Annotated in this window: 20 protein-coding genes; 12 read left to right on the plus strand and 8 right to left on the minus strand. The window is 60.7% G+C overall.

The annotated features are described in order from the left end of the window. Window positions 1-110 precede the first annotated feature (110 nt). Entirely contained in the window at window positions 111-1,733 is a 1,623-nt protein-coding gene (locus KI613_RS00055) for an ABC-F family ATPase (protein WP_226403198.1), read from the plus strand. 123 nt (window positions 1,734-1,856) lie between these two features. On the opposite strand, the gene KI613_RS00060 is transcribed toward KI613_RS00055, so the two are convergent. Further along, window positions 1,857-2,327, minus strand: coding sequence for an SRPBCC family protein (locus KI613_RS00060; protein WP_226403199.1), 471 nt, complete (start codon window positions 2,325-2,327; stop codon window positions 1,857-1,859). Window positions 2,328-2,351: 24 nt separating this feature from the next. Between KI613_RS00060 and KI613_RS00065 the strand changes: the two genes are divergently transcribed. Together KI613_RS00065 and KI613_RS00070 are read left to right on the plus strand one after the other, a co-directional pair. Further along, complete coding sequence (locus KI613_RS00065) at window positions 2,352-3,059, plus strand: pseudouridine synthase (RefSeq protein WP_226403200.1); 708 nt, start codon at window positions 2,352-2,354, stop codon at window positions 3,057-3,059. Continuing rightward, window positions 3,056-3,970, plus strand: a complete 915-nt coding sequence (locus KI613_RS00070) for a hydrogen peroxide-inducible genes activator (RefSeq protein ID WP_226403201.1) — start codon at window positions 3,056-3,058, stop codon at window positions 3,968-3,970. Before KI613_RS00065 ends, KI613_RS00070 begins: the two co-directional genes overlap by 4 nt. Window positions 3,971-4,070: 100 nt before the next feature. On the opposite strand, the gene KI613_RS00075 is transcribed toward KI613_RS00070, so the two are convergent. The 3 genes from KI613_RS00075 to KI613_RS00085 all read right to left on the minus strand — a co-directional run bounded on the left by KI613_RS00075 (window position 4,071) and on the right by KI613_RS00085 (window position 8,777). Then, a complete protein-coding gene (locus KI613_RS00075; RefSeq protein ID WP_226403202.1) occupies window positions 4,071-6,596 on the minus strand; it encodes a DNA topoisomerase III in 2,526 nt (841 codons plus the stop codon). A 76-nt stretch (window positions 6,597-6,672) separates the two neighbouring features. Continuing rightward, complete coding sequence (gene dprA, locus KI613_RS00080; RefSeq protein ID WP_226405803.1) at window positions 6,673-7,743, minus strand: DNA-processing protein DprA; 1,071 nt, start codon at window positions 7,741-7,743, stop codon at window positions 6,673-6,675. A gap of 2 nt (window positions 7,744-7,745) precedes the next feature. Beyond that, complete coding sequence (locus KI613_RS00085) at window positions 7,746-8,777, minus strand: LysM peptidoglycan-binding domain-containing protein (protein ID WP_226403203.1); 1,032 nt, start codon at window positions 8,775-8,777, stop codon at window positions 7,746-7,748. Between the two features lie 146 nt (window positions 8,778-8,923). Between KI613_RS00085 and def the strand changes: the two genes are divergently transcribed. Then, on the plus strand, window positions 8,924-9,427 hold the full coding sequence (def, locus tag KI613_RS00090) for a peptide deformylase (RefSeq protein WP_226403204.1): 504 nt from the start codon (window positions 8,924-8,926) through the stop codon (window positions 9,425-9,427). Continuing rightward, the gene (fmt, locus tag KI613_RS00095; protein WP_226403205.1) at window positions 9,424-10,347 is read left to right on the plus strand and encodes a methionyl-tRNA formyltransferase; all 924 of its coding nucleotides are present in this window, start codon (window positions 9,424-9,426) and stop codon (window positions 10,345-10,347) included. The genes def and fmt overlap by 4 nt, the downstream gene beginning before the upstream one ends. A 5-nt stretch (window positions 10,348-10,352) precedes the next feature. Here fmt and KI613_RS00100 read toward each other — a convergent pair whose 3' ends face one another. The 4 genes from KI613_RS00100 to KI613_RS00115 all read right to left on the minus strand — a co-directional run bounded on the left by KI613_RS00100 (window position 10,353) and on the right by KI613_RS00115 (window position 12,713). Beyond that, entirely contained in the window at window positions 10,353-10,703 is a 351-nt protein-coding gene (locus KI613_RS00100) for a ribbon-helix-helix domain-containing protein (protein ID WP_226403206.1), read from the minus strand. 54 nt (window positions 10,704-10,757) lie between these two features. Then, the gene (locus KI613_RS00105; protein ID WP_226403207.1) at window positions 10,758-11,339 is read right to left on the minus strand and encodes a DJ-1/PfpI family protein; all 582 of its coding nucleotides are present in this window, start codon (window positions 11,337-11,339) and stop codon (window positions 10,758-10,760) included. A gap of 90 nt (window positions 11,340-11,429) precedes the next feature. Next, the gene (speD, locus tag KI613_RS00110) at window positions 11,430-11,816 is read right to left on the minus strand and encodes an adenosylmethionine decarboxylase (RefSeq protein WP_226403208.1); all 387 of its coding nucleotides are present in this window, start codon (window positions 11,814-11,816) and stop codon (window positions 11,430-11,432) included. Window positions 11,817-11,825: 9 nt separating this feature from the next. Beyond that, window positions 11,826-12,713, minus strand: a complete 888-nt coding sequence (locus tag KI613_RS00115; RefSeq protein ID WP_226403209.1) for a S1/P1 nuclease — start codon at window positions 12,711-12,713, stop codon at window positions 11,826-11,828. Between the two features lie 34 nt (window positions 12,714-12,747). Between KI613_RS00115 and rsmB the strand changes: the two genes are divergently transcribed. The 7 genes from rsmB to hemE are packed head-to-tail and all read left to right on the plus strand — an operon-like array spanning window position 12,748 to window position 22,026. Next, window positions 12,748-14,007 carry a 16S rRNA (cytosine(967)-C(5))-methyltransferase RsmB gene (gene rsmB / locus KI613_RS00120; RefSeq protein ID WP_226403210.1) on the plus strand — a complete coding sequence of 420 codons (1,260 nt, stop codon included), beginning with the start codon at window positions 12,748-12,750 and terminating at the stop codon, window positions 14,005-14,007. Continuing rightward, entirely contained in the window at window positions 14,000-14,581 is a 582-nt protein-coding gene (locus KI613_RS00125) for a DUF4390 domain-containing protein (RefSeq protein ID WP_226403211.1), read from the plus strand. The genes rsmB and KI613_RS00125 overlap by 8 nt, the downstream gene beginning before the upstream one ends. Then, window positions 14,578-16,734, plus strand: coding sequence for a sensor histidine kinase (locus KI613_RS00130; protein WP_226403212.1), 2,157 nt, complete (start codon window positions 14,578-14,580; stop codon window positions 16,732-16,734). Before KI613_RS00125 ends, KI613_RS00130 begins: the two co-directional genes overlap by 4 nt. Then, complete coding sequence (locus KI613_RS00135; RefSeq protein WP_226403213.1) at window positions 16,712-17,977, plus strand: sigma-54-dependent transcriptional regulator; 1,266 nt, start codon at window positions 16,712-16,714, stop codon at window positions 17,975-17,977. The genes KI613_RS00130 and KI613_RS00135 overlap by 23 nt, the downstream gene beginning before the upstream one ends. Before the next feature lie 25 nt (window positions 17,978-18,002). Then, window positions 18,003-19,436 carry a Trk system potassium transporter TrkA gene (trkA, locus tag KI613_RS00140; RefSeq protein ID WP_226403214.1) on the plus strand — a complete coding sequence of 478 codons (1,434 nt, stop codon included), beginning with the start codon at window positions 18,003-18,005 and terminating at the stop codon, window positions 19,434-19,436. A gap of 10 nt (window positions 19,437-19,446) precedes the next feature. Further along, window positions 19,447-20,901 carry a TrkH family potassium uptake protein gene (locus KI613_RS00145; RefSeq protein ID WP_404826963.1) on the plus strand — a complete coding sequence of 485 codons (1,455 nt, stop codon included), beginning with the start codon at window positions 19,447-19,449 and terminating at the stop codon, window positions 20,899-20,901. 57 nt (window positions 20,902-20,958) lie between these two features. Next, window positions 20,959-22,026 carry a uroporphyrinogen decarboxylase gene (hemE, locus tag KI613_RS00150; protein WP_226403215.1) on the plus strand — a complete coding sequence of 356 codons (1,068 nt, stop codon included), beginning with the start codon at window positions 20,959-20,961 and terminating at the stop codon, window positions 22,024-22,026. Window positions 22,027-22,145 lie beyond the last annotated feature (119 nt).

Consider the following 22,145-nt stretch of genomic DNA (forward strand, 5'->3'; position numbering starts at 1 on the left):
CAAATCTTACACCGCAGTGCAGCAAATGTGCGCCCTTGCTGCGGTCAACCCCTTGAAAACAGGTAAAATTCAGGGCTTCGTTTTGCCGCTTTTTTCAGATAGGAATCGTAGTGCTCGTCGCCGCCAATATCACCATGCAGTTCGGGGTCAAACCCCTGTTCGAGAACGTCAATGTCAAATTCGGCGAGGGTTATCGCTACGGCCTGATCGGCGCCAATGGCGCCGGCAAGTCGACCTTCATGAAGATCCTGTGCGGCGCGCTCGAACCTTCGGCCGGCAATGTCTCGAAAGACAAGCACGAGCGCATGGCCTACCTCAAGCAGGACCAGTTCGCTTATGAAGACATGCGCGTCCTCGACGTCGTGCTCATGGGCCACGAGGAAATGTGGGCCTGCATGAGCGAGCGCGACGCCATCTACGCCAATCCCGAAGCGACCGAAGACGACTACATGAAGGCCGCCGATCTCGAACATCAATTCGGCGAATTCGATGGCTACACGGCCGAATCCCGCGCCGGCGAACTGCTGCTCGGCGTCGGCATTCCGACCGACCAGCACAACGGCCCGATGAGCCAGGTGGCGCCCGGCTGGAAGCTGCGCGTGCTGCTCTGCCAAGCACTGTTCGCCAACCCGGACATCCTGCTGCTCGACGAACCGACCAACAACCTCGACATCAACACCATTCGCTGGCTTGAAGACACCCTCAATGCCCGCGATTCGACGATGATCATCATCTCCCACGATCGTCACTTCCTGAACCAGGTCTGCACCCACATGGCCGACCTCGATTACGGCAAGATCACGACCTATGCCGGCAACTACGACGACTTCATGGAAGCCGCCCAGCAGGCCCGCGAACGCCTGCAGAATGCCAATGCCAAGGCCAAGGAACGGATCGCCGAACTGCAGACTTTCGTTCGCCGCTTCTCGGCCAACGCCTCGAAGGCCAAGCAGGCGACCAGCCGCGTCAAGCTGATCGAAAAACTCAAGCCGGAAGACATGAAGCCGTCGTCCCGCCAGTACCCGTGGATCCGCTTCGATTACGACGAGAAGCAGAAGCTGCACCGTCAGGCGGTCGAGATCGAGAATGTTTCCTTCACCTATGAAGGCGGCGAGCGCAAGATCTTTAACAACCTGACGCTGACCATCAACGCCGGCGAGAAGATTGCCGTCATCGGTGAAAACGGCGTCGGCAAAACCACGCTGCTGAAGCTGCTGATGGGAGAAGTGACGCCGCAATTCGGCACCATCAAATGGGCCGAAAAGGCCTACCCGGGCTACTACGCGCAGGACCACAGCGCCCAGTTTGCCGGCACCGAGAGCCTGACCGAATGGATCGCCGGCTACGCCCGCGCCACCATTGACGAGGGCGGCGACCTCGAAACCCTGATCCGCGGCACGCTCGGGCGTCTGCTGTTCTCCGGTGACGAAGTGAAGAAGTCGGTCAATGTCATTTCCGGTGGCGAACAGGGCCGCATGCTGTTCGGGAAGCTCATGCTGTCGAAGCACAACGTGCTGCTCATGGACGAACCGACCAACCACCTCGACATGGAATCGATCGAAGCGCTCAATAGCGGCCTGGAAAAATTCCCCGGCACACTGGTCTTCGTCTCGCACGACCGCGAATTCGTTTCGTCGCTGTCCACCCGCGTGCTGGAAGTGAAGAGCGATGGCCGGATCATCGATTACCTTGGCGGCTATGAAGACTACCTGGCCTCCCAGGGCGTCGAGTAAAACCGCCGTTGAGGCCCGCTTAGGCTTTCAACGGAATTTCATTTTTAGCCGTTTTTTACGGTAGACCGTAGCAAGCCCGGTTGACCGTAGAAGGCCGAAACGCAATGCGTTTTCGGCCTTTTTCTATTGAATTTTGCCGCCGGCAGCCAGTGTGCGAATCATCCGCACGCAATCGATGTCGGACTGGTGGTAAGCCGATTTGACGTACTCGATATAGGCCCGTTCCTCGGAGTTCGGATCGGTCGCCAGCGTCGTCTGGTAAGCGAAGCGCAGGAACAGGAAGCCCGGTTCCGGCTCCTCGATGCTGATCATCAGGCTGCCGCCGGGATGGACCTCGGACGGCTGGATATCGAAGCGCACCGAAAGCATGTCGACCAGTGTTACGCGGTCATGAATCACGGCCGGGCCGAAATCCAGCTCGCGGAGCAGGGTGTCGGCCTGCCGTTCAAGAATGGTGCAGGATTCCAGTCCGGGTAGGAAAGGAACGGCATTTTCGACGCGGTGGAGCAGGCCCTGCCACAGCTGATCGCGGGTCATGGTCTCGACCAGCGGGTTTTCCGGGTCGTTGATTTGTATGAGATGTTCGAAATTCATGGGGCGGATGTTAACATCTCGGCCATGCAACTAGAACGTATCCTCCAAAAACACGGTTTTGGCTCCCGCCGGGAATGCCGGGGCCTCATCCGCCGCGAACGTGTGGCGATAAATGGCCAGGTTTGCGACGATCCTTTCGTCGAGCTCGACACCGAAGGGCTGGTGTTCACGGTCGATGGCGTCGATTGGCCCTACGCCGAATTCGCCACGCTGATGCTCAACAAGCCGGCCGGCTACGAATGCTCGCGCAAGCCGAAACACCACGCCAGCGTCCTTGAGCTGCTGCCGGTGCCGTTGCGCGAACGCGATGTCCAGCCGATTGGCCGCCTCGACGAAGACACCACCGGCCTGCTGCTGATCACCGACGACGGCCAGTTGAACCACCAGCTCTCCTCGGCCAAGCGCAAGGTGCCGAAAGTCTATCTGGCGACGACCAAGCATCCGCTCGATCAGGCGCAGATCGACCAACTCCTGGCCGGCGTCGTGCTCGCCGACGAGTACGAATCGATATCTGCCGCCGCTGCCGAAATCGTCGGCGAAAAGCTCCTGCGTCTGACCCTGACCGAAGGCAAATACCATCAGGTCAAACGCATGGTTGCTGCCGTCAGCAACCGTGTCGAGGCACTGCACCGCGAAGCTGTCGGCGAACTGACGCTGCCGCCAGAACTAAAACCCGGCGAATGGCGCTGGCTTTCTGCCGCCGACCTGCAAAAACTGGGCTATACGCAATGACCCTGACCGAAATGCGCTACATCGTGGCTTTGGCCCGGGAGCGTCATTTCGGCAGGGCAGCCGATGCCTGCCACGTCAGCCAGCCGACCCTGTCGGTGGCGCTCAAGAAGGTCGAAGGCCAGCTCGGCTCGCCGCTCTTCGAGCGCGGCGCCAGCGATGTCCGCATCACGCCGCTCGGCGAACGCATCGTCGCCCAGGCCACCCGCGTGCTCGAAGAAGCGGTCAAGCTCGAAGAGATCGCCGAAGCAACGGGCGAACCGCTGAGCGGCCAACTCCGGGTCGGCATCATCTATACGATTGCGCCTTACCTGCTGCCCCAGTTGATTCCCGCGCTGAGCAAGCAGGCGCCAAAAATGCCGCTCTTCCTCAAGGAAGATTTCACGGCCAACCTGATTCCCGCGCTCAAGGCCGGAGAACTCGACGTCATCGTCATCGCGCTGCCCTTTGCCGAACCCGGTCTGGTCGCCCAGCCGGTGTACGACGAACCTTTCCGCATCGTCGTCCCGGCCAGTCACCCCTGGGCTTCCCGCTCGGACGTCAATGGCGACGAACTCGATGGCCAGAACCTGTTGCTGCTCGGTCAGGGCAACTGCTTCCGCGATCAGGTCCTTGAGTCCTGCCCCCGCCTGAGCGCGCCGGATGCGCTCGAACACTCGCTCGAAGGCAGCTCGCTGGAAACCATCCGGTACATGGTCGCCAGCGGCGCCGGCGTCGCCGTCATGCCAAGCACGGCGGCCGATCCGCTGATCAGCAAGGAACCGATGGTCAAGGTGTTGCCCTTTGCCGGCATTCAGCCTAAACGTACGGTCGGCCTCGTCTGGCGCGTCACTTTCCCGCGCCCGCAAGCCATTGACGCCGTCCGTGCCGCGCTGCTCTCCTGTCAGTTACCGGGAGCCTCGGCAGTTCGCTGAGGTTTCACGTGGAACGGCAGGCTCGATAGAACTCTTTTTGCTGTGCGAAAAAAAGCCCTCAGAGGTTCGGAGGGCTTTTTGTTAATTTGCTGACTGTGAATCAGGGCGCTGCGTCGGCTTTCTTCTTGGCCGGTGCCTTGGGCTTGGCCACCTTCTTTTCGAATTCGAAACCGACCTTGCCGTCCTTGGCCACCAAATAGGCCGAGAACTTGCGGCGGGTGCGATTGGAGACGAATTCCTTGAGCAGGTCGGTCTTGCCTTCGGCCAACAGTTTTTTCATCTGGCCGAGATCGATCGGTTGCTGAAGGATGATCTTGCCGGAGCGGAAGTCGCAGGTCTTTTCCGGCCCGACCGATTTTTCGCAGACATAGGAATTGCCGTGATCGAAGACGTTGCTGGCGCATTTCGGGCATTTGCCGATGCTTTCCTGCGCCGAGAAGTCGACCGGCTCGGCATCGGCCGCGTCGGCCTTGTCCTGGCCGAAGTCAAATTCCGGCAACTTGTCGTCATTGAGCTTGATGGCCGCAGCAAAAGTGCGGCCCATCTTGTTACGGAAGCCGGTCAGCGGGCCAATCGTGCCTTCGTTGATCAGGGTGTCGATTTCAGCCGGCTCAAACTGGCGGCCGGCGACAATCTTCCATAGCGAGTAGTCGCAGCCACCGCACTGGAATTTCTTGTAGGTTTCGCGAATTTCGCCACCGCAGCGCGGACATTTGGCGGTCAACACCCCGAAATCGCCGGGAATCGTGTCGGCTTCGTAGTGCTTGGCGCGTTCGACCATGTGGCGGGTCATTTCGGCAATTTCGCGCATGAACTCTTCACGCGTGAATTCACCCTTTTCGATGCGGCCGAGCTTCCATTCCCAGTCGCCGGTCAGTTCGGGCTGGGTCAGTTCGTTGATACCCAGGCCGTTGAGCAGCGTCATCAAGGAGAAAGCCTTGGCCGTCGGGATCAGTTCGCGGCCTTCGCGGTGCATGTACTGCTCGCCGATCAAATTTTCGATGATCTGGGCGCGTGTCGCCGGGGTGCCGAGGCCACGGCCGGCCATGGCGGCCTTGAGTTCCTCGTCGTCGACCATCTTGCCGGCGCCCTCCATGGCCGAGAGCAGGGTGGCTTCTGAGTAGCGCGGCGGCGGCTTGGTGGCGTTGGCCTTGACGGTGACTTCGTCGGCTTTGACCTTTTCCTTGGCGTCGACGGCAACGAGATTGCCTTCATCGCCGTCCTGGCCTTCCTTGCCATGCACGGCAAGCCAGCCCGGATTGACCAGCACCTTGCCCTCGGTCTTGAAGGGGTGGCCTTCGACGCGGGTGATGCGGGTGGTCACCATGTATTCGGCAGGCGGGAAGAAGACGGACAGGAAGCGGCGAACGACGAAGTCGTAGAGCTTCTGTTCCAGTTCGTTGAGGCTTTTCGGGGCCTGCGGCGTCGGAATGATGGCGAAGTGATCGCTGATCTTGGCGTTGTTGAAGATGCGCTTGTTCGGCAACACCCAGTTGCGGGCCAAAATCTGGTGGGCAAACGGCGAATAGCGGGCGAGCAGCACCTCGTCGTGACCCTTGCCGGCACCTTCGCCAGTCAGCACGGCCAGGGTTTCCTTGACGGTGGGCAGATAGTCTTCCGGCAGGCAGCGCGAGTCGGTCCGTGGGTAGGTCAGGACCTTGTGTTTTTCGTACAGCGCCTGGGCCAGGGACAGCGTGGTCTTGGCGGAGAAACCGAAACGGCTGTTGGCTTCGCGCTGCAGGGTGGTCAAATCGAAGAGTGCCGGGGCCATCCGGGTTTCCGGCTTGGCTTCTTCGGTCACTTCTCCCGGCTTGCCGAGGGTGGCAGCGCGGATGGCATCGGCCTTGTTTTGTTCCCACAGGCGATCAGCGCGGGCATGTTCGTCTTCGTTCTTGCCCTTGAAGCCTTCGTCGAACCACTTGCCTTTGTAACTGCCGGCTTTGGCGGTGAATTCGGCTTCGACTTCCCAGTAGTCGCGCGGCTTGAATTCGCGGATGCGTTTTTCGCGCTCGACGACAATAGCCAACGTCGGAGTCTGTACTCGGCCGACGGTGGTCAGGTGGAAGCCACCGGTCTTCGAATTGAAGGCGGTCATCGCCCGTGTGCCGTTGATGCCGACCAGCCAGTCGGATTCCGAACGGCAGACGGCGGCGTCACCGAGACCCTGCATTTCGTTGCCGTTGCGCAGGCGCGAAAAACCGTCGCGGATAGCACCCTGGGTCATCGATTGCAGCCACAGTCGTTGTACCGGCTTGCCGGATTTGGTGTGCTGGGCAATGTAATTGAAGATCAATTCACCTTCGCGCCCCGCGTCACAGGCGTTGATCAGGGCACTGACATCCTTGCGCTTGATCAGCTTGGCCAGCACCTTGAGGCGGGATTCGGTCTTCTCGATCGGCTTCAGCGCAAAGTGGGGCGGAATGACTGGAAGATGGGCAAACGACCATTTGCCGCGCTTCACCTCGAATTCCTCGGGGCAGGCGAGTTCCAGCAGGTGACCGACAGCCGAGGAAATGACGTGGGTGTCATTTTCGAAATAGTCGTCGTGCTTGGTGAAGCCCCCCAGCGCCTTGGCGATGTCGGCAGCGACGGAAGGTTTCTCGGCAATTATCAGCTTTTTGGTCATGTTGGGGCCTGTGGAGTCCGGGGCATGATAAGTGCCCGGTGCGCGGCTTGGCAAGCCGTCTATATATATAGGGCGCCTAGCTCAGCCGCTGGTAGCGGTTGCCGGGCAGAGGAGCAATTTGGCCCGAGAGTTCGAGCATCAGGAGTTCCGGAAGCAATTGGTTGGCACTTTGTCCGGTGTATTCGACGAGGTCGTCGAGACTGCATGGATCGTGGCCGAGGGCGGCGAGTACGGGGTGTTCGTGGTCAGTCGGGGTGGTTTCCAGGTGTTCTTCCGGAGAAGTGAAGTTACCTAGTTCCTCCAGAACATCGTTCGCCGTTTCGACCAGTTTTGCGCCCTGCTTGATCAGTTTGTGGCAACCGCGAGCGACGGGCGAGTGAATGGAGCCGGGGATGGCGAAAACCTCTCGCCCTTGTTCGCCAGCGAGGCGTGCCGTGATCAGCGAACCGCTTTCGGGCGCTGCCTCGACGACCAGTACGCCGCGCGACAGGCCGGAAATGATGCGGTTGCGCCGCGGGAAATTGGCGGCTATAGACGGGGTTCCGAGCGGAAATTCGGAAATGACGGCACCGTGTTCGACAATGGCCAGGGCCAGTTCCTTGTTCCGTGCGGGGTAAATGCGGTCGGCGCCGGTGCCGATGACGGCAATCGTATCGCCGCCCGCCGCCAGCGCACCCCGGTGGGCGGCTGCATCGATTCCCAGCGCCAGGCCGCTGACGATGCAGAGGCCTTTGCCGGCCAGCGTCTTGGCAAAGTTCTCTGCCGTTTGCAGTCCTTGCGGTGTCGCATTGCGGCTACCGACCATGGCCAGCCCCCGCTTCTGGAGCAAGGCGGGATTGCCGCGCACGTAAAGCAGGCTGGGCGGGTCGGCGATTTCGAGCAGTGCCTTCGGGTAGGCGTCGTCGGCGAGGGTCAGGATATGTTGTCCCGGCTGACTGGCCCACTCGATGCTGCGGTCGACCTCTGTCGCCGGATCAAAATCAAAAAGCAGGTCGGCACGGTCGCCGATAACGCTGCGTGCAGCGAGCCGCCCGGCGGCGAAAACAGCCTCGGGTAAACCGAAAGCGGCGAGTAGCTTTCTTTGCGACTCGCCGCCGATACCGGGGATAAGTGTCAGCCGCAACCAGGCGGCCAGACCTTCTGGGATGATCACGGATTTCTTGCCGAATCCCCGATGATGACGGATTTGGAGGAATCGACAACCAGTGCGTAAGCGACGTGATCGAAGACACGGAAGACGAAAGCCAGTCCGTAACGTTCTTCCGGAACCGGGGTTGTCGTTCTGATGCCATCATCATCGATGTTGATCGAGACGCGCTTACGGAACAGGGCGACGACGTGGCCGACTTCCAGCCCATCGTTCTTGCCGCGAGTTAGCGAGACAACGGATGTCGAACCACCTTCCTGCACACCGCCATAGATTGACATGATCTTGGCTGCAACTTCCCGCTCAGGGCGGTGCGGGACATAGGTGATGATTTCTGGCGGTGGTGCCGGGATGAGTTCGTCGCCGCGAGCCATTTCTTCCTTGGCCATTGTGACGCGCATGGTCGCCGGTTCGCCCGGCTTGATCAGGCGAGCATTGCCGAGGAAGAAGGCTTCGTAGGCAATAATTTCTCCTGTATCAGGCTCCTTGAGCGCCTTCCCTTTGCGGAAAACATGCCATTTTTCAACGCTGGCATCGGGAATGCCGCTGGCGTAGAAAGAGTCACCGGTACCGAGCAGCATGCGGTCTTCCTGCGCGGCTGTAATTTTTATCCCGCTGTTCCGATCATTGGTTTCAACGATCAACGGTTGGGAAATAAAAGGTTCAATGACATTGGGCGGAATGCTGGGGATAACTTGCTGTTCCGGGGTGCTGTACTCCGTCGGCTGGATCTTGGCATTCTGGCCGGTGACCCGCTTGGCCATTTTGAGGCGCGGTGACCCGCTCGATGTATCGAGCAGAATGATGTCGCCCGGATAGATCCAGTGCGGGTTCTTGATCTCTTCCTTGTTCATCTGCCAGATTTCCGGCCAGCGCCAAGGTTGCTTGAGGAATTTGCCCGAAATGTCCCACAGGGTGTCGCCTTTGACGACGATGTGGCGGTCAGGTGGGTTGTCGACGAGCGTTAGCGGCTCGGCGGCCGATGCGCAGGCGGCCGTCACGGCCAGGATGAGCGCGGATATAATGCGAACCATAGTCGTAACCTCACGTGCCGGCGGAACGCAATATCATTGTCGCAGTCTCAATAGTGCGGCGATCAACTTGCGTTCCATATCTCGGGAATTGCTTTAGATTCTGCACGTAATAACCTAATCGAGCAAGCTTTTATTCCTATTTTCATATGGCCCTCTTACCCATTTTGCGTTTCCCTGACCCGCGTCTAAAAAAGGTGGCAGCACTTGTCACCAAGATCGATGACGGCACCCGAAAACTGGTCGCCGACATGGCTGAAACCATGTACGAGGCACCGGGAATCGGCTTGGCGGCGACTCAGGTCGATGTGCACAAGCGTATCGTCGTTATCGATGTTTCTGAAGACAAGAGTGAGCTGCAAGTCTTCATCAACCCGACTCTTGGCCGGTGCGAGGGTTCGCAGATTGGCGAAGAGGGCTGCCTCTCGGTGCCTGGCATCTACGACAAGGTCGAGCGTGCCGAGCGGGTGTCGGTGACCTATCTCGATCTCGATGGCAAGCAGCACACGCTGGAGGCCGAGGGTTTGCTGGCGGTGTGTATCCAGCACGAAATCGATCATCTCAACGGGACGGTGTTTGTCGACCATCTGTCGCTACTCAAACAGACACGGATCAAGAACAAGATGGCCAAACAGGCGCGCGTCACCGCATGAAGCTGATTTTTGCCGGGACACCGGAATTTGCCGCGCAGGCTTTGCGGGCCATTGTTGCGGCGGGGCACGATGTGGCGTTGGTATTGACCCAGCCGGACCGGCCGGCCGGGCGTGGCATGAGCTTGCAGCCGTCGGCCGTCAAGAAGGTGGCACTGGATAGCGGTATCGAAGTCTTCCAGCCGTTGTCGCTGCGGGATGCCGAGGCGCAGGCGAGGATTGCCGCGCTTGGCGCCGAGGTCATGGTCGTGGCGGCCTATGGGCTGATCCTGCCGCAGGTCGTGCTCGATATGCCGCGTCTGGGCTGCATCAACATCCACGGCTCGTTGCTGCCACGCTGGCGCGGTGCGGCGCCGATCCAGCGGGCCCTGCTGGCCGGCGATGCCGAGACCGGCGTTTGCATCATGCAGATGGAGGCCGGGCTGGACACCGGGCCGGTGCTGTTGCGTGGGGCTTTTCCCATCGAGGCCACCGATACCACGGCGACGTTACATGATCGGCTGGCTGAACTGGGCGCGAAGCTGGCCGTCGAGGCGCTCGGCAAGTTGCCGCTGCCGGCCGAGCCGCAACCGGCTGAGGGAGTGACATACGCGCACAAGATCGAGAAGGCCGAGGCCTTGATCGATTGGTCGAAAAGCGCGGCGGAACTGGATCGCCATATCCGCGCCTTCAACCCCTTCCCCGGGGCGCAGGCCCTCTTTGGCGGCCAGACGGTGAAATTGTGGCAGGCGAAGCCGGTCGCTGGCGATGGCAAAATTGGCACGATTTTGGCGGTTGACCGGAGCAGTGTCGTCATCGCCTGTGGCGAAGGCGCGCTGGCCGTTACTGAATTGCAGAAGGCCGGTGGCAAGCGTTTGCCGGTGCAGCAGTTCCTGGCCGGGCATCCGTTGAAGGTTGGCGACTGCTTCGATATTCCGGCTTGATGCCCTCAGGCCGTGCCGACGCGCAGCGGGATTTCCCGGCTGGTCGGCGGTAGCGTCCCGACGACCGCCAGACTGGGCCTTTCGCCCGGTTTCTGGTGGCGCAGCGTCAGATAACGCAGGCAGGTGACGCGCAGGAAGGAAGCGAAGTTTTCAACTTCGCCGCGGTAGACCTCGATTTCATCGTAGAACTTGGCGATCAACTGGTTGGTCGTCATCCCCTCGTTGCCGGCTAGTTCGGCCAGGATGTCCCAGAACAGGTTCTCGAGCCGGATCTTGGTGACGAAGCCATGAATGCGTAGCGAGCGGGCCCGCGACTCGTAGAGCATCGGGTCGGCCTTGACGTAGATTTCACACATGCAGCCTCCAGGTCGGCGCGGGTAACGCCAGCGTGACGTCGCCCGCGCCGGCAGTCAAAGGGTGATTTTGGTACCAAGCAGCGGCAGGAACTTGGCCAGCCAGGCCGGGTGCGCGGGCCAGGCCGGGGCGGTGACCAGATTGCCATCGACGTGGGCCTGATCGACCGGAATGTCGGCATATTGTCCACCCGCCAAACGGACTTCGGGGCCGCAGGCCGGGTAGGCGCTGCACGAACGACCATTCAGAACGCCGGCTGCGGCGAGCAGTTGCGCTCCGTGGCAGATCGCCGCGATCGGCTTGCCGGTGTCGGCAAAGTGGCGAACCATGGCCAGGACCTCGGGATTCAGGCGCAGGTATTCGGGGGCGCGGCCGCCGGGAATGACCAGCGCATCGTAGTCCTCGGCGCGGATGTCGGCGAAGCTGGCGTTCAGCGAGAAGTTGTGGCCGGGCTTTTCGCTGTAGGTCTGGTCGCCTTCGAAGTCGTGGATGGCGGTGCGCACCGATTCGCCGGCCTTCTTGCCCGGGCAGGCGGCATGGACGGTGTGGCCGACCATGAGCAGTGCCTGGAAGGGCACCATGGTTTCGTAATCTTCGGTGTAGTCACCGGTCAGCATGAGAATTTTTTTGGCAGCCATGTTTGTCTCCTTTGTCATGCCGCCGGCAAGAGGGTCGGCGGGCAGAAGCATTGTCGGAGGATTTTCCGGCTGGCGGGTAGCAGCCGGCTGCTACTTTGCCGGTGCCAGACGGCCGCGTCCGACGCGCGTGCACTGCCGGTTTTCCGGCGCGAAACGGTTGATGACTTCGTCGAACAGGGCACTAGCCTTGGAGCTGTTGTCGCCACTAAAGTTGCAGACGTAAACATCGAGCGTGACGCTGGCGATCTCGGGCCAGGTGTGCACGGCGAGATGGGATTCGGCGAGGACGACGGTGCCGGTCACGCCGGCCGGCTGGCCACCGGCGTCGTGGAAGGTATGGAACAGCCGGCCGACGACGGTCAGGCCGTGGCGCTGGCAGGCATCGACGCAGAACGTTTCGAGCGTCGGTGCGTCGAGCAGGAAGCCCGGGGCGCAGCGGCAGTCGTGGAGGTCAGCGATCAGGTGCAGGCCGTTCATATGACAATTTTATGGCGTTTCACGTGAAACGCGCTGGCCGAAAATGGTTTCAAGCAGTCCGCCCAGCCGGTAGCCAGCCTCGACAATGCGGCGGTCGGCAATGTCCCGGCTGCGCCGGCGGAAATCCTCGCTGATGATCGGCAGCAGGCTGCCGCTGGTGTCCGGATAGGCTTCGGCGAGCAGGCGATGGCTTTCATCGCGCCATAGCGCGACGTTTCCCTGCCGCGGCGCGGAGTGGTTTTCAAGCAGATGCACCGCGTTTTCTTTCAGGCGCTTGCCGCGTAGCCAGGGCGGGCCGGGCAGATCGTCCCAGTAAACATGCAGGCTGCTGAAGGGCAGGCGTTTGTTGAACGGATTTTCGATTTCGACCTCGTTGCCACCTTGGTCGCCGTGTCGGCCGACGTGCAATGGCTGGTGGATGTCGGCAACGAGGTGGGCGAGCCAGGGCAGGGCATTTGAAATTTCGGCTTTTTTTCCGGTTGACCGTAGAACTCGGCTCAGGCGTTCGATTTGGGCGTCCAGTTCGCCGGATTTGGTCTGGCCGGCAGCGTTGAGGTCCACGTAGTGCCAGCGCTTGTGACGGGCCGTGTCGGAAAGTCCGGGAAGTGCCGGCGTGGCAGGTTCCCGGTCTTCGTCGTAAAAGCGCGGGTCGTTGCGAATATCGTCCGGCCAGGTCGAGGCTTCGGCGAAGATATCGACGTCTTTGCTCGAGCGCGATTTTTCGATCCAGCGCCCGTAATCCGGATGGCGGGACAACGCTTCGCTGATCGCCGCCTGGGTTGGTGGCGATAGTTGCTGCCAGGCAATGACGGCGGTCAGGCGATGGCCGGCCGCGTTCCAGGCATTGGCTGGCGCGTGTACGGCAGAGAAAAGCAGGGCGAGGAGGATTTGCCGCATTCGGCCATTATGCCGCGTGCGATAATGCCCGCCTATGTCCAGTTTGCCGCTCAATTCACTCGCCTACGCCCTGTTGCAGGCGTCCCGCATCGATACCGCCGTTTTCGGCGGGCAGAGCCTGGCCGACGGCCTGCTCGGCCGGGTCGAGCCGGAAGCCCGTCCCGCTGTCCAGGATCTCGTCTACGGCAGCCTGCGCGCCTATGGGCGCGGCGATTTCTTCCTGTCCAATCTACTCCAGAAGCCGCTGGCCAGCGACGAAGTGCGCGCCCTGTTGCTGGTCGCCATCTATCGCCTCGAAACCCGGCCGGATGCCGCGCATACCGTTGTCGATCAGGCTGTTTCGGCGGCTGGCGAGGTGGCAGGCGGGAATTTCAAGGCGCTGGTCAATGGCGTGTTGCGCAACTTCCTGCGCCAGCAAGCGATATTGACCGCCGAGTTTGCCGCCGACCCCGTTGCTTCGGCCATGCACCCCGACTGGTGGCTGGCCCAGTTGCAGGCTGCCTACCCGCAGGACTGGTCGGCCATCGTCGCCGCCGGCAATTCGCCGCCGCCGATGGGTCTGCGCGTCAATACCCGCCGCGTTTCGCGCGACGATTACATCATGAAGCTGGCGGCCGAAGGCATTGCGGCCCGGCCGGTTGGCGAATGCGGGCTGGCGCTCGACAAGCCTGTCCCGGTCGACGCGTTGCCGGGTTTTGCCGATGGTCTCGTTTCGGTGCAGGACCCCGGGGCGCAAATGGCCGCCACGTTGCTCGATCCGGCGCCGGGCAGTCGCGTGCTCGATGCCTGCGCCGCACCAGGCGGCAAGACGGCGCACCTGCTCGAGCGTGGCGAAATCGACCTGCTCGCCCTCGATCTGAAACCCTCCCGTTGCCGCCGCGTCGCCGAAACGCTGTCGCGCCTTGGCCTGAACGCCAAGATCCAGGACGCCGACTGCGCCAAGCTGACGAGCTGGTGGGATGGCCGGCCCTTCGACGCGGTACTCGCTGATGTCCCATGCACCGCCAGCGGGGTCGTGCGCCGCAATCCGGACGCCAAGTGGTTGCGCCGCGAGGCCGACATCGCCAGTTTTGCCACAACGCAGGCGCGAATTCTCGACGCCTTGTGGCAGGTCGTGCGGCCGGGCGGTAAACTGCTCTATGTGACCTGCTCGGTTTTCCCGGCCGAAAACGGCGGGCAGATTTCGCGTTTCCTGGCGCGCCAGCCGCAGGCTCACCGTTGTCACGAAGAACAGCTCTTACCGACCGCTGAACACGATGGCTTTTTCTATTGCTTGCTTGAAAAGCGTGCTTGATCCACTGCGCCGATGGCTGCTGTTACTGCTTTTCGTGCCCGTTTTGGCGTGGACCGCAGAAATCGACATCACCAATCCGCAGCTTTCAGCCAGTGAAGATGGCTATGTTCTCTCCGCTGATTTCAAGTTCGAATTGAATCCTCGCCTCGAAGAGGCGGTCACCAAGGGCGTCGTGCTCTATTTTGTTGCCGATTTCGAACTGAGCAAAGCCCGCTGGTACTGGCTTGATGAAAAGCTGGTCAGCCGCAGCCTGACCTATCGCCTGTCCTACCACGCGCTGACCCGGCAATACCGGCTGACGACCGGTGGCCTGCATCAGTCCTTCCAGACCTTGTCCGAGGCCATGCAAGTGCTCTCCCGCCTGCGCAGCTGGACCGTCATCGACAAGAACGACAAAGCGGTCCACCCCGGCGAAGCTTATTCGGCATCGCTGCGCATGCGGCTCGACGTTACCCAGCTGCCGCGCCCCTTCCAGATCAGCGCCCTGGGCAACAAGGACTGGAGCCTTGGCTCCGACTGGAAAATATGGCCCGCCAACCTGCTTCCGGCAGCGCTGCCGGCGGAGGCCAAATGAAGCGTATCGTCGCGGCGGGCGGCGCGTTCGCGGCAGCCATCGGCGGCATCCTGTGGTTCCTGCTGCTCATGTCCACGGCGGCGGATACCGTACTTTTTTCCCGCAACTATCCGCTGCTCATTGCCCTCAATGTCGCGCTGGCGCTCGGCATGCTCGGCCTGGTCGGCTGGCAGTTGCGCACACTGTGGCGCGATTATCAGGCCCAGGTTTTCGGCGCCCGCCTCAAGCTGCGCTTGATGCTGATGTTCGGCGTCATTGCCGTGTTGCCCGGGGCCCTCGTCTATGGTGTTTCGGTGCAGTTCGTCACCCGCTCGATCGAGAGCTGGTTCGATGTGCGCGTCGAAAAGGCCCTCGAATCCGGCCTGCAACTCGGCCGCTCGGCACTCGATTCGCTGCTGCTCGATCTCGGTGACAAGGCGCGTAGCATGGCCGCCGAACTGTCCGACATCCAGGAATCGTCCCGTCGCTCAGCCTTGTTGCGCCTGCGCGAAGAAAAGGGCGTCCAGTCGGTGGCGCTGTTCTCGGTTGGCGGCCAATTGTTGTCGAGCGCCACCACCGAACTGTCCAGCCTGCTTCCCGATTTGCCCAGCCAGGCCCAGTTGAAACAGGCGCGCAGCACGCAGATGGTGAGCACCATCGAAGGTGAAGGCGGCAAGCTTTATCTGCGCGTACTGGTGCCGGTCAGTGCCCGGGAAATGTTCGAGGAGCCGCGTATCCTGCAACTGACCCAGCCCGTGCCGTCGGGGCTGGCCCATGATGCCGATGCGGTGCAAGGGGTTTATCGCGACTATCAGGAATTGCATCTGGCCCGCGAAGGCCTGACCCGTATTTATGCCCTGACGCTGACGCTGACCGTGCTCGTGGCACTCTTCGGCGCCTTTGCCCTGGCCTATGTCATGGCCCGTCGGCTGGCCGCGCCGCTCTATATCCTGGCCGAAGGCACGCAGGCCGTGGCGCAGGGCGACTTTTCGCCGCGCCAGGCGATTTACAGCGGTGACGAACTCGGCGTCCTGACCCAATCGTTCAACCGGATGACCCGCCAGCTCGATGATGCCCGCCGCGAAACCGAGCGCCACCGGGCGGAGCTTGAATCGGCACGCGGCTATCTCGAATCCATCCTGGCCAATCTGTCGACGGGTGTACTGGTATTCGACCGCCATTTCGTCCTGCGCACCGTCAATGAGGGGGCCCTGACCATCTTGAACGACGATTTCATGGACCTGGTTGGTGCCGCGGCCGAGCATTGGCCACGCCAGCAGGCGCTCGGCACCTTCATTCGCGAACAGTTTTCCGGCACCGAAGAGGCCGAATGGCAAGCCCAGCTCGAAATGGAACGGCCGAACGGCATGCCGCAGGTCTTGCTGCTGCGCGGCTCCCGCCTGCCGGAAGCCAGCGGTGGTGGCGATGTCGTGGTTTTCGACGATGTAACCCGCCTGATTGCCGCCCAGCGCAGCGCCGCCTGGGGCGAAGTGGCCCGTCGTCTGGCGCATGAGATCAAGAATCCGCTGACGCCGATCCAGCTCTCCGCCGAGCGCCTGCAATTCAAGCTCGCCGACAAGCTTTCCAACGGCGACGCCGACATGCTGGCGCGTGGTACGCAGACGATCATCAACCAGGTTCAGGCCATGAAGCGGATGGTCGACGATTTCCGCGATTACGCCCGGATGCCGGCACCGGAAGTGGCCGAACTCGACCTCAACGAACTGATCGGCGAAGTGCTGGGACTCTACGAAAGCTCGTCAGCAACCATCGAAACCCGGTTGGCCGCCGATCTGCCGCCGATTCTCGGCGACGCCACGCAATTGCGCCAGATCATTCACAACTTGCTGCGCAATGCCGAAGACGCGCTGGAAGGCCGTGATGCGAAGCGCATCCTGATCCAGACCGAAGCAGTCGGCCGTCAAGCCAGCCTGACCATTGCCGACAACGGCCCCGGCTTCCCGGTCGAACTGCTGCCCCGCATATTCGAGCCCTATGTCACCACCAAGGCCCGCGGCACTGGCCTTGGCTTACCTATCGTCAAGAAAATTGTAGAAGAACACCTGGGTACCATCGAAATAAGCAATGCACCCGAGGGCGGCGCGCGGATCGATATTCGCCTGCCCCTGGTGAAAGCGGAGGAAGCCAAAAATGGCAATCATTCTGGTCGTTGACGACGAAGTCGGTATACGCGAACTGTTGTCCGAAATTCTGATCGACGAAGGCTACGACGTGCGTGTCGCCGAAAACGCGACGGCTGCTCGCGTGATCCGCAATGAAATACGTCCCGACCTCGTGCTGCTCGATATCTGGATGCCTGACACCGACGGCATCACATTGCTCAAGGAATGGCACGCGGCCGGGCATCTCAACATGCCGGTGGTCATGATGTCCGGACACGGCACAATCGACACGGCGGTCGAGGCAACGCGCTTCGGTGCTTTCGATTTCCTCGAGAAGCCCATCGCACTGCAAAAACTGCTTTCTACGGTCCAGAAAGCCCTCAAGCACGACAAGTCGCCGGCGCGTCTGGCGCTGACGCTGGAGGCGTTCAGCCGTCTCGCTTTCGTCAAGGAATTCAAACGGCGTCTCGAGCAGGCAGCGGCCAAGTCGCCCATTTTGCTGATCAAGGGCGCCAATGGCGGCATGGCCGAAATTTGTGCCCGTACCCTGCAACCGCCGCGCGCACCATGGCTCGATCTGTCCAGCGTGAGCAGCGCGTTGACGCAGGAAATGCTCGAAAAAGTGACCGGGGGGATCCTGTTCGTGCCGGATATGGCCGGGCTCGGCAAAATGCAGCAGATGAATATGGCTTTTGCGGTCGACCGGCTGGAAAAGCTGAATTTGCAAATGATCGTCGCCACGGCGAGTAGCACCAGCGCGCTCAGCGAAGCGGGTTGGGACAGCAAACTGCTGGCCCGCCTTGGCGAAATCTGGGTGGCCGTACCGTCGCTGGCTGGGCATGGTGATGAATTGCCGGAAATCGCCAGCCTGTTGTTGACCAATTTCGTCGAGCGCGGCGAGGTGCCAGCCCGGCGCTTGTCGAGCGCGGCGCTCAATGCACTGCGCACCCTGTCCTGGAAAGCCAACCCGGAATCAAGCTGGAACGATCTGTATGCGCTGGTGCGCAATCTGGCGATCACGTCCCTGGAAGAAGAGATCAGCGCCGACGACGTCGCCCGCGTCATGCCGGCAGACGCCGGCGGCAGCCCGGAAGTGCTTTCATTGCTGCCGCTCTTCGATCAGCCCTTGCGCGAGGCGCGCGATGCTTTCGAAAAAATGTACTTCGAGCATCACCTGCGTCTTGAAGGGGGCAACATGACCAAGCTGGCCGATCGTTCCGGGCTTGAGCGCACGCATTTGTATCGAAAACTGAAGCAATTGGACGTCAAGCTCGGCAAGCGCAGCGAAGAATAATTACCCGGTAAAAAAAGGGGGGGCCATGAAAGTCATCATTCTCGGCGCCGGGCAGGTCGGCGCCAGCGTTGCCGAAGGCCTGGTTTCAGAAGAAAACGACATTACGATCGTCGATTACGATGCCGCCCGGCTCGCCCAGTTGCAGGACCGGCTTGATCTGCGCACGGTCGTCGGCAATGCAGCAACGCCGTCGGTGTTGCGCGAAGCTGGCGCGGAAGACGCCGACATGGTCATCGCGGTGACCCAGAGCGATCAGTCCAACCTGGTGGCCTGCAAGCTGGCGCATAGCGTCTTCAATGTGCCGACGCGGATTGCTCGCCTGCGTTCGCGGGACTTTCTCGAGGACGAGAGCCTGCTGTCCCCCGAGAATTTTGCAGTCGATTATGCGCTCTGTCCGGAGCAGGTGATTACCGACTACATCCGTCGTCTGATCGAGTTTCCTGAAGCCCTGCAGGTGCTTACTTTTGCCAAGGGCCGGGTCAGCCTGGTGGCCGTGCGCGCTTACGAGGGAGGGTTGCTGGTTGGCAAGCAGATCAAGCAGATGCGTGAGTTTCTGCCGCCCGACATGGACGCGCGGATTGCTGCCATTTTTCGCCGTGACCAGGCGGTATTTCCGGAAGGCAATACGGTGGTCGAGGCCGGCGACGAGGTCTTTCTGCTGGCTGCCGCCGAGCACATCCGGCCGGTCCTGCGCCAGCTCCGGCGGATGATGAAACCTGTCGAGCGGATCATGATCGCTGGCGGAGGCAACATTGGTTTGCGCCTGGCCAAGTCGCTCGAGAAACGCTACGAAATCAAGCTGATCGAAGGCCGCAAGGAACGCGCCGAATTGATCGCCAACGAACTGGACAACACCCTTGTCCTGCTTGGCGACGCGACCGACGAAGAATTGCTGGAGAGAGAAAACATCGCCGAGATGGACCTTTTTCTCGCCCTGACCAACGACGACGAAGACAACATCATGGCCGGCAGCCTGGCCAAGCGTCTGGGCAGCAAAAGGGTAGTCGCCCTGATCAACCGTCGTGCCTACGCCGAGATGATCGAAGGTGGCCCAATTGACATCGGCATTTCGCCAGCCCAGGTGTCGATCGGCGCTCTGCTGGCGCATGTCAGGCAGGGCGACGTGGCGGAAGTCCATTCTCTGCGGCGTGGTGCGGCCGAAGCGCTGGAGTTGGTCGCCCACGGCGATGCGAAAACGTCGCAGATCATTGGCAAACGCATCGACCAGATCGACTGGCCGCATGGCGTCACGGTTGCCGCGCTGGTGCGCAATTTCGACAAGGCCGTGGTTGTCGGCCAGACCGATGACTGGACTTCGATTACCCGCCACGGCGAGGTGGTGATCGCGCACCACGACACGGTGATTGAAGCGGAAGACCACGTCATCGTTTTCTGCACCCGCAAGAAGCTCGTCAAGAAGGTTGAAAAGCTGTTCCAGGTCAGTTTTCACTTCTTTTAAGGGGTAGACCGTGACACGTTTTGCCCCTGTTTATCGCGCGCTGGGCATGATCATAATGCTCTTCGGGCTGACCATGCTGGCACCGCTGATTCTGTCCTACGTCACCAATGATGGTGCGCAGACCGCCTACGACGAAGCCTTTGCCCTGACCATGCTGTGCGGTGCCTTTCTCTGGTATCGCTATCGTCGCTGCAAACGTGAGTTGAACATTCGCGACGGCTTCCTGATGGTTGTCCTCGTCTGGTCGGTATTGCCGGCCTTCGCTGCTATTCCGCTCATGCTGCAGCTCGGTATCAGCCATACCGACGCCTATTTCGAGACGGTCTCCGGGCTGACCACCACTGGTTCAACGGTGTTGTCCAATCTGGATACCTTGCCCATGTCGATCAACCTGTGGCGCCACCAGCTGGTCTGGGTCGGTGGCATGGGCTTGATCGTGCTGGCTATCGCTATCCTGCCATTGCTTGGTATCGGCGGCCGACAGATGTTCAAGGCAGAAACCCCGGGTCCGATGAAGGATTCGAAAATGACGCCGCGAATTGCCGAGACGGCCAAGGGCTTGTGGCTGGTTTACTTCGGTGTTTCGATGGCCTGCATCCTGGGGTACTGGTGGGCTGGCATGACTTGGTTCGATGCCATCTGCCATGGGTTTTCGACCATGGGGCTGGGCGGTTTTTCTACCCATGATGCCAGTTTTGGCTATTTCAACTCGCCAGCCATCGAGATGGTGGCGATTGTTTTCATGCTTTTTGCCGGCATGAACTTCGGGACGCTGTTTCTGGCCGTTAGCAGACGATCCCTGCGCCCCTATCTGCGCGATCCGGAAGCAGCATGGTTCATCGGAGCCTGTGCCATCAGCATCCTGTTTGTCGCGCTCTATATCTGGAAAGACGGCGCCTACGCCGATCTTGATACGGCGTTTCGCCATTCGGCCTTCAATGTCATTTCGATTGCGACAACGACTGGCTACGCCAGCGTCGATTTTGCGTTATGGCCGATCTTCGCGCCGCTATGGATGCTTTTCCTGTCCAGTTTTGCCACCAGCGCGGGGTCGACCGGAGGCGGCATCAAGATGATGCGGGCGATCCTGCTTTACAAGCAGGTCTATCGCGAACTGGTACGTGCCATGCACCCGAATGCGGTGTACAACATCAGAATTGGCGGCCAGACGGCACCACAGCCTATCCTGTTCGCGGTGCTCTCATTCGCCTTCATGTATATGGTCAGCATCGTCTCTCTGACCTTGCTCATGACATTTACCGGCCTCGATATCGTTTCGGCCTTTACGGCCATTGTTGCCAGCATCAACAACACCGGCCCCGGCCTTGGCGTGGTTGGTCCATCGACCACCTATGCAATTCTCGAAGACTTCCAGACCTGGATCTGCATCTTCGCCATGCTGCTCGGCCGGCTTGAAATATTCACGCTACTGGTTGTTCTGACCCCCGCCTTCTGGCGGAAGTGACCCGGCGCCCGGAAAGGCGGATAATTCCGCCTTTCCGATTTTCTGGCGGAGTCCGACGTGAGCCGACCCAAGAACGATACTTTCCTGCGCGCCCTTCTCAAAGAGCCGACCGAATACACCCCGCTGTGGCTGATGCGCCAGGCTGGCCGTTACCTGCCTGAATATTGCGAGACCCGCAAACGGGCCGGCAACTTCCTGAACCTGTGCAAATCCCCGGCAATGGCCTGCGAAGTGACACTGCAGCCGCTCGCCCGCTACAACCTCGATGCCGCCATCCTGTTTTCCGATATCCTGACCGTGCCGGACGCCATGGGCCTCGGCCTCTACTTCGCCGAAGGCGAGGGCCCCAAGTTCGAGCGCCCGCTGCGCGAAGAATGGGCCATCAATAACCTGACCGCACCAGATCCCTACGAGCATCTCGGCTACGTCATGGATGCCGTCTCGGAAATCCGCCGTGCCCTGGACAACTCGGTGCCGCTCATCGGCTTCTCCGGCAGCCCCTACACGCTGGCCTGCTATATGGTCGAAGGCGAGGGGTCGAGCGATTTCCGCAACATCAAGGGCATGCTCTACAACCGCCCGGACCTTCTGCACCGCATTCTGTCGGTGACGGCAGATTCCGTGATTGCCTACCTGAATGCCCAGATCGACTGCGGCGCCCAGGCCGTGATGATCTTCGACACCTGGGGCGGCTCGCTGTCCAACGCGGCCTACGAGGAATTCTCGCTGCAATACATGCGCCGCATCGTTGCCGGCCTGAAGAAGGAAAAAGACGGTCAGCGCATTCCGAGCATCGTGTTCACCAAGAACGGCGGCCTGTGGCTCGAAAAGATTGCCGACATCGGTTGCGATGCGGTCGGTCTGGACTGGACCATCGACATCGGTGATGCGCGTCGTCGCGTCGGTGACAAGGTGGCCTTGCAGGGCAATCTCGACCCGAACGTGCTGTTTGCGCAGCCGGAAATCGTCGCCGCCGAAGCGAAAAAAGTGCTCGATAGCTTCGGCCCGGCCAATACCGGCCATGTTTTCAACCTGGGTCACGGCATTTCTCAATTCACTCCGCCGGATAGCGTTACGGTGCTGGTCGAGACGGTGCATTCATACAGCAAACTATTACGTAAGTAATAGCCATAAGTGAGGGGCAAGGCTTGACTTATGCACAGAGTTTTGCCTCTCACTAAAAATAAACTCTGAAAATCCCTTGACTCAGCATTGTTTATTTAAATTATTGAATTTAAACGAAT

This window comes from Ferribacterium limneticum (assembly GCF_020510585.1).
In the GTDB taxonomy this organism is placed as follows: Bacteria; Pseudomonadota; Gammaproteobacteria; order Burkholderiales; family Rhodocyclaceae; genus Azonexus.

Bases quoted from the DNA above. Each gene is read 5' to 3' on its own strand.
- KI613_RS00060 (WP_226403199.1), bottom strand. From the start codon at position 2,327: ATGAATTTCGAACATCTCATACAAATCAACGACCCGGAAAACCCGCTG.
- KI613_RS00065 (WP_226403200.1), top strand. From the start codon at position 2,352: ATGCAACTAGAACGTATCCTCCAAAAACACGGTTTTGGCTCCCGCCGG.
- KI613_RS00070 (WP_226403201.1), top strand. From the start codon at position 3,056: ATGACCCTGACCGAAATGCGCTACATCGTGGCTTTGGCCCGGGAGCGT.
- KI613_RS00075 (WP_226403202.1), bottom strand. From the start codon at position 6,596: ATGACCAAAAAGCTGATAATTGCCGAGAAACCTTCCGTCGCTGCCGAC.
- KI613_RS00085 (WP_226403203.1), bottom strand. From the start codon at position 8,777: ATGGTTCGCATTATATCCGCGCTCATCCTGGCCGTGACGGCCGCCTGC.
- def (WP_226403204.1), top strand. From the start codon at position 8,924: ATGGCCCTCTTACCCATTTTGCGTTTCCCTGACCCGCGTCTAAAAAAG.
- fmt (WP_226403205.1), top strand. From the start codon at position 9,424: ATGAAGCTGATTTTTGCCGGGACACCGGAATTTGCCGCGCAGGCTTTG.
- KI613_RS00100 (WP_226403206.1), bottom strand. From the start codon at position 10,703: ATGTGTGAAATCTACGTCAAGGCCGACCCGATGCTCTACGAGTCGCGG.
- KI613_RS00105 (WP_226403207.1), bottom strand. From the start codon at position 11,339: ATGGCTGCCAAAAAAATTCTCATGCTGACCGGTGACTACACCGAAGAT.
- speD (WP_226403208.1), bottom strand. From the start codon at position 11,816: ATGAACGGCCTGCACCTGATCGCTGACCTCCACGACTGCCGCTGCGCC.
- KI613_RS00115 (WP_226403209.1), bottom strand. From the start codon at position 12,713: ATGCGGCAAATCCTCCTCGCCCTGCTTTTCTCTGCCGTACACGCGCCA.
- rsmB (WP_226403210.1), top strand. From the start codon at position 12,748: ATGTCCAGTTTGCCGCTCAATTCACTCGCCTACGCCCTGTTGCAGGCG.
- KI613_RS00130 (WP_226403212.1), top strand. From the start codon at position 14,578: ATGAAGCGTATCGTCGCGGCGGGCGGCGCGTTCGCGGCAGCCATCGGC.
- KI613_RS00135 (WP_226403213.1), top strand. From the start codon at position 16,712: ATGGCAATCATTCTGGTCGTTGACGACGAAGTCGGTATACGCGAACTG.
- trkA (WP_226403214.1), top strand. From the start codon at position 18,003: ATGAAAGTCATCATTCTCGGCGCCGGGCAGGTCGGCGCCAGCGTTGCC.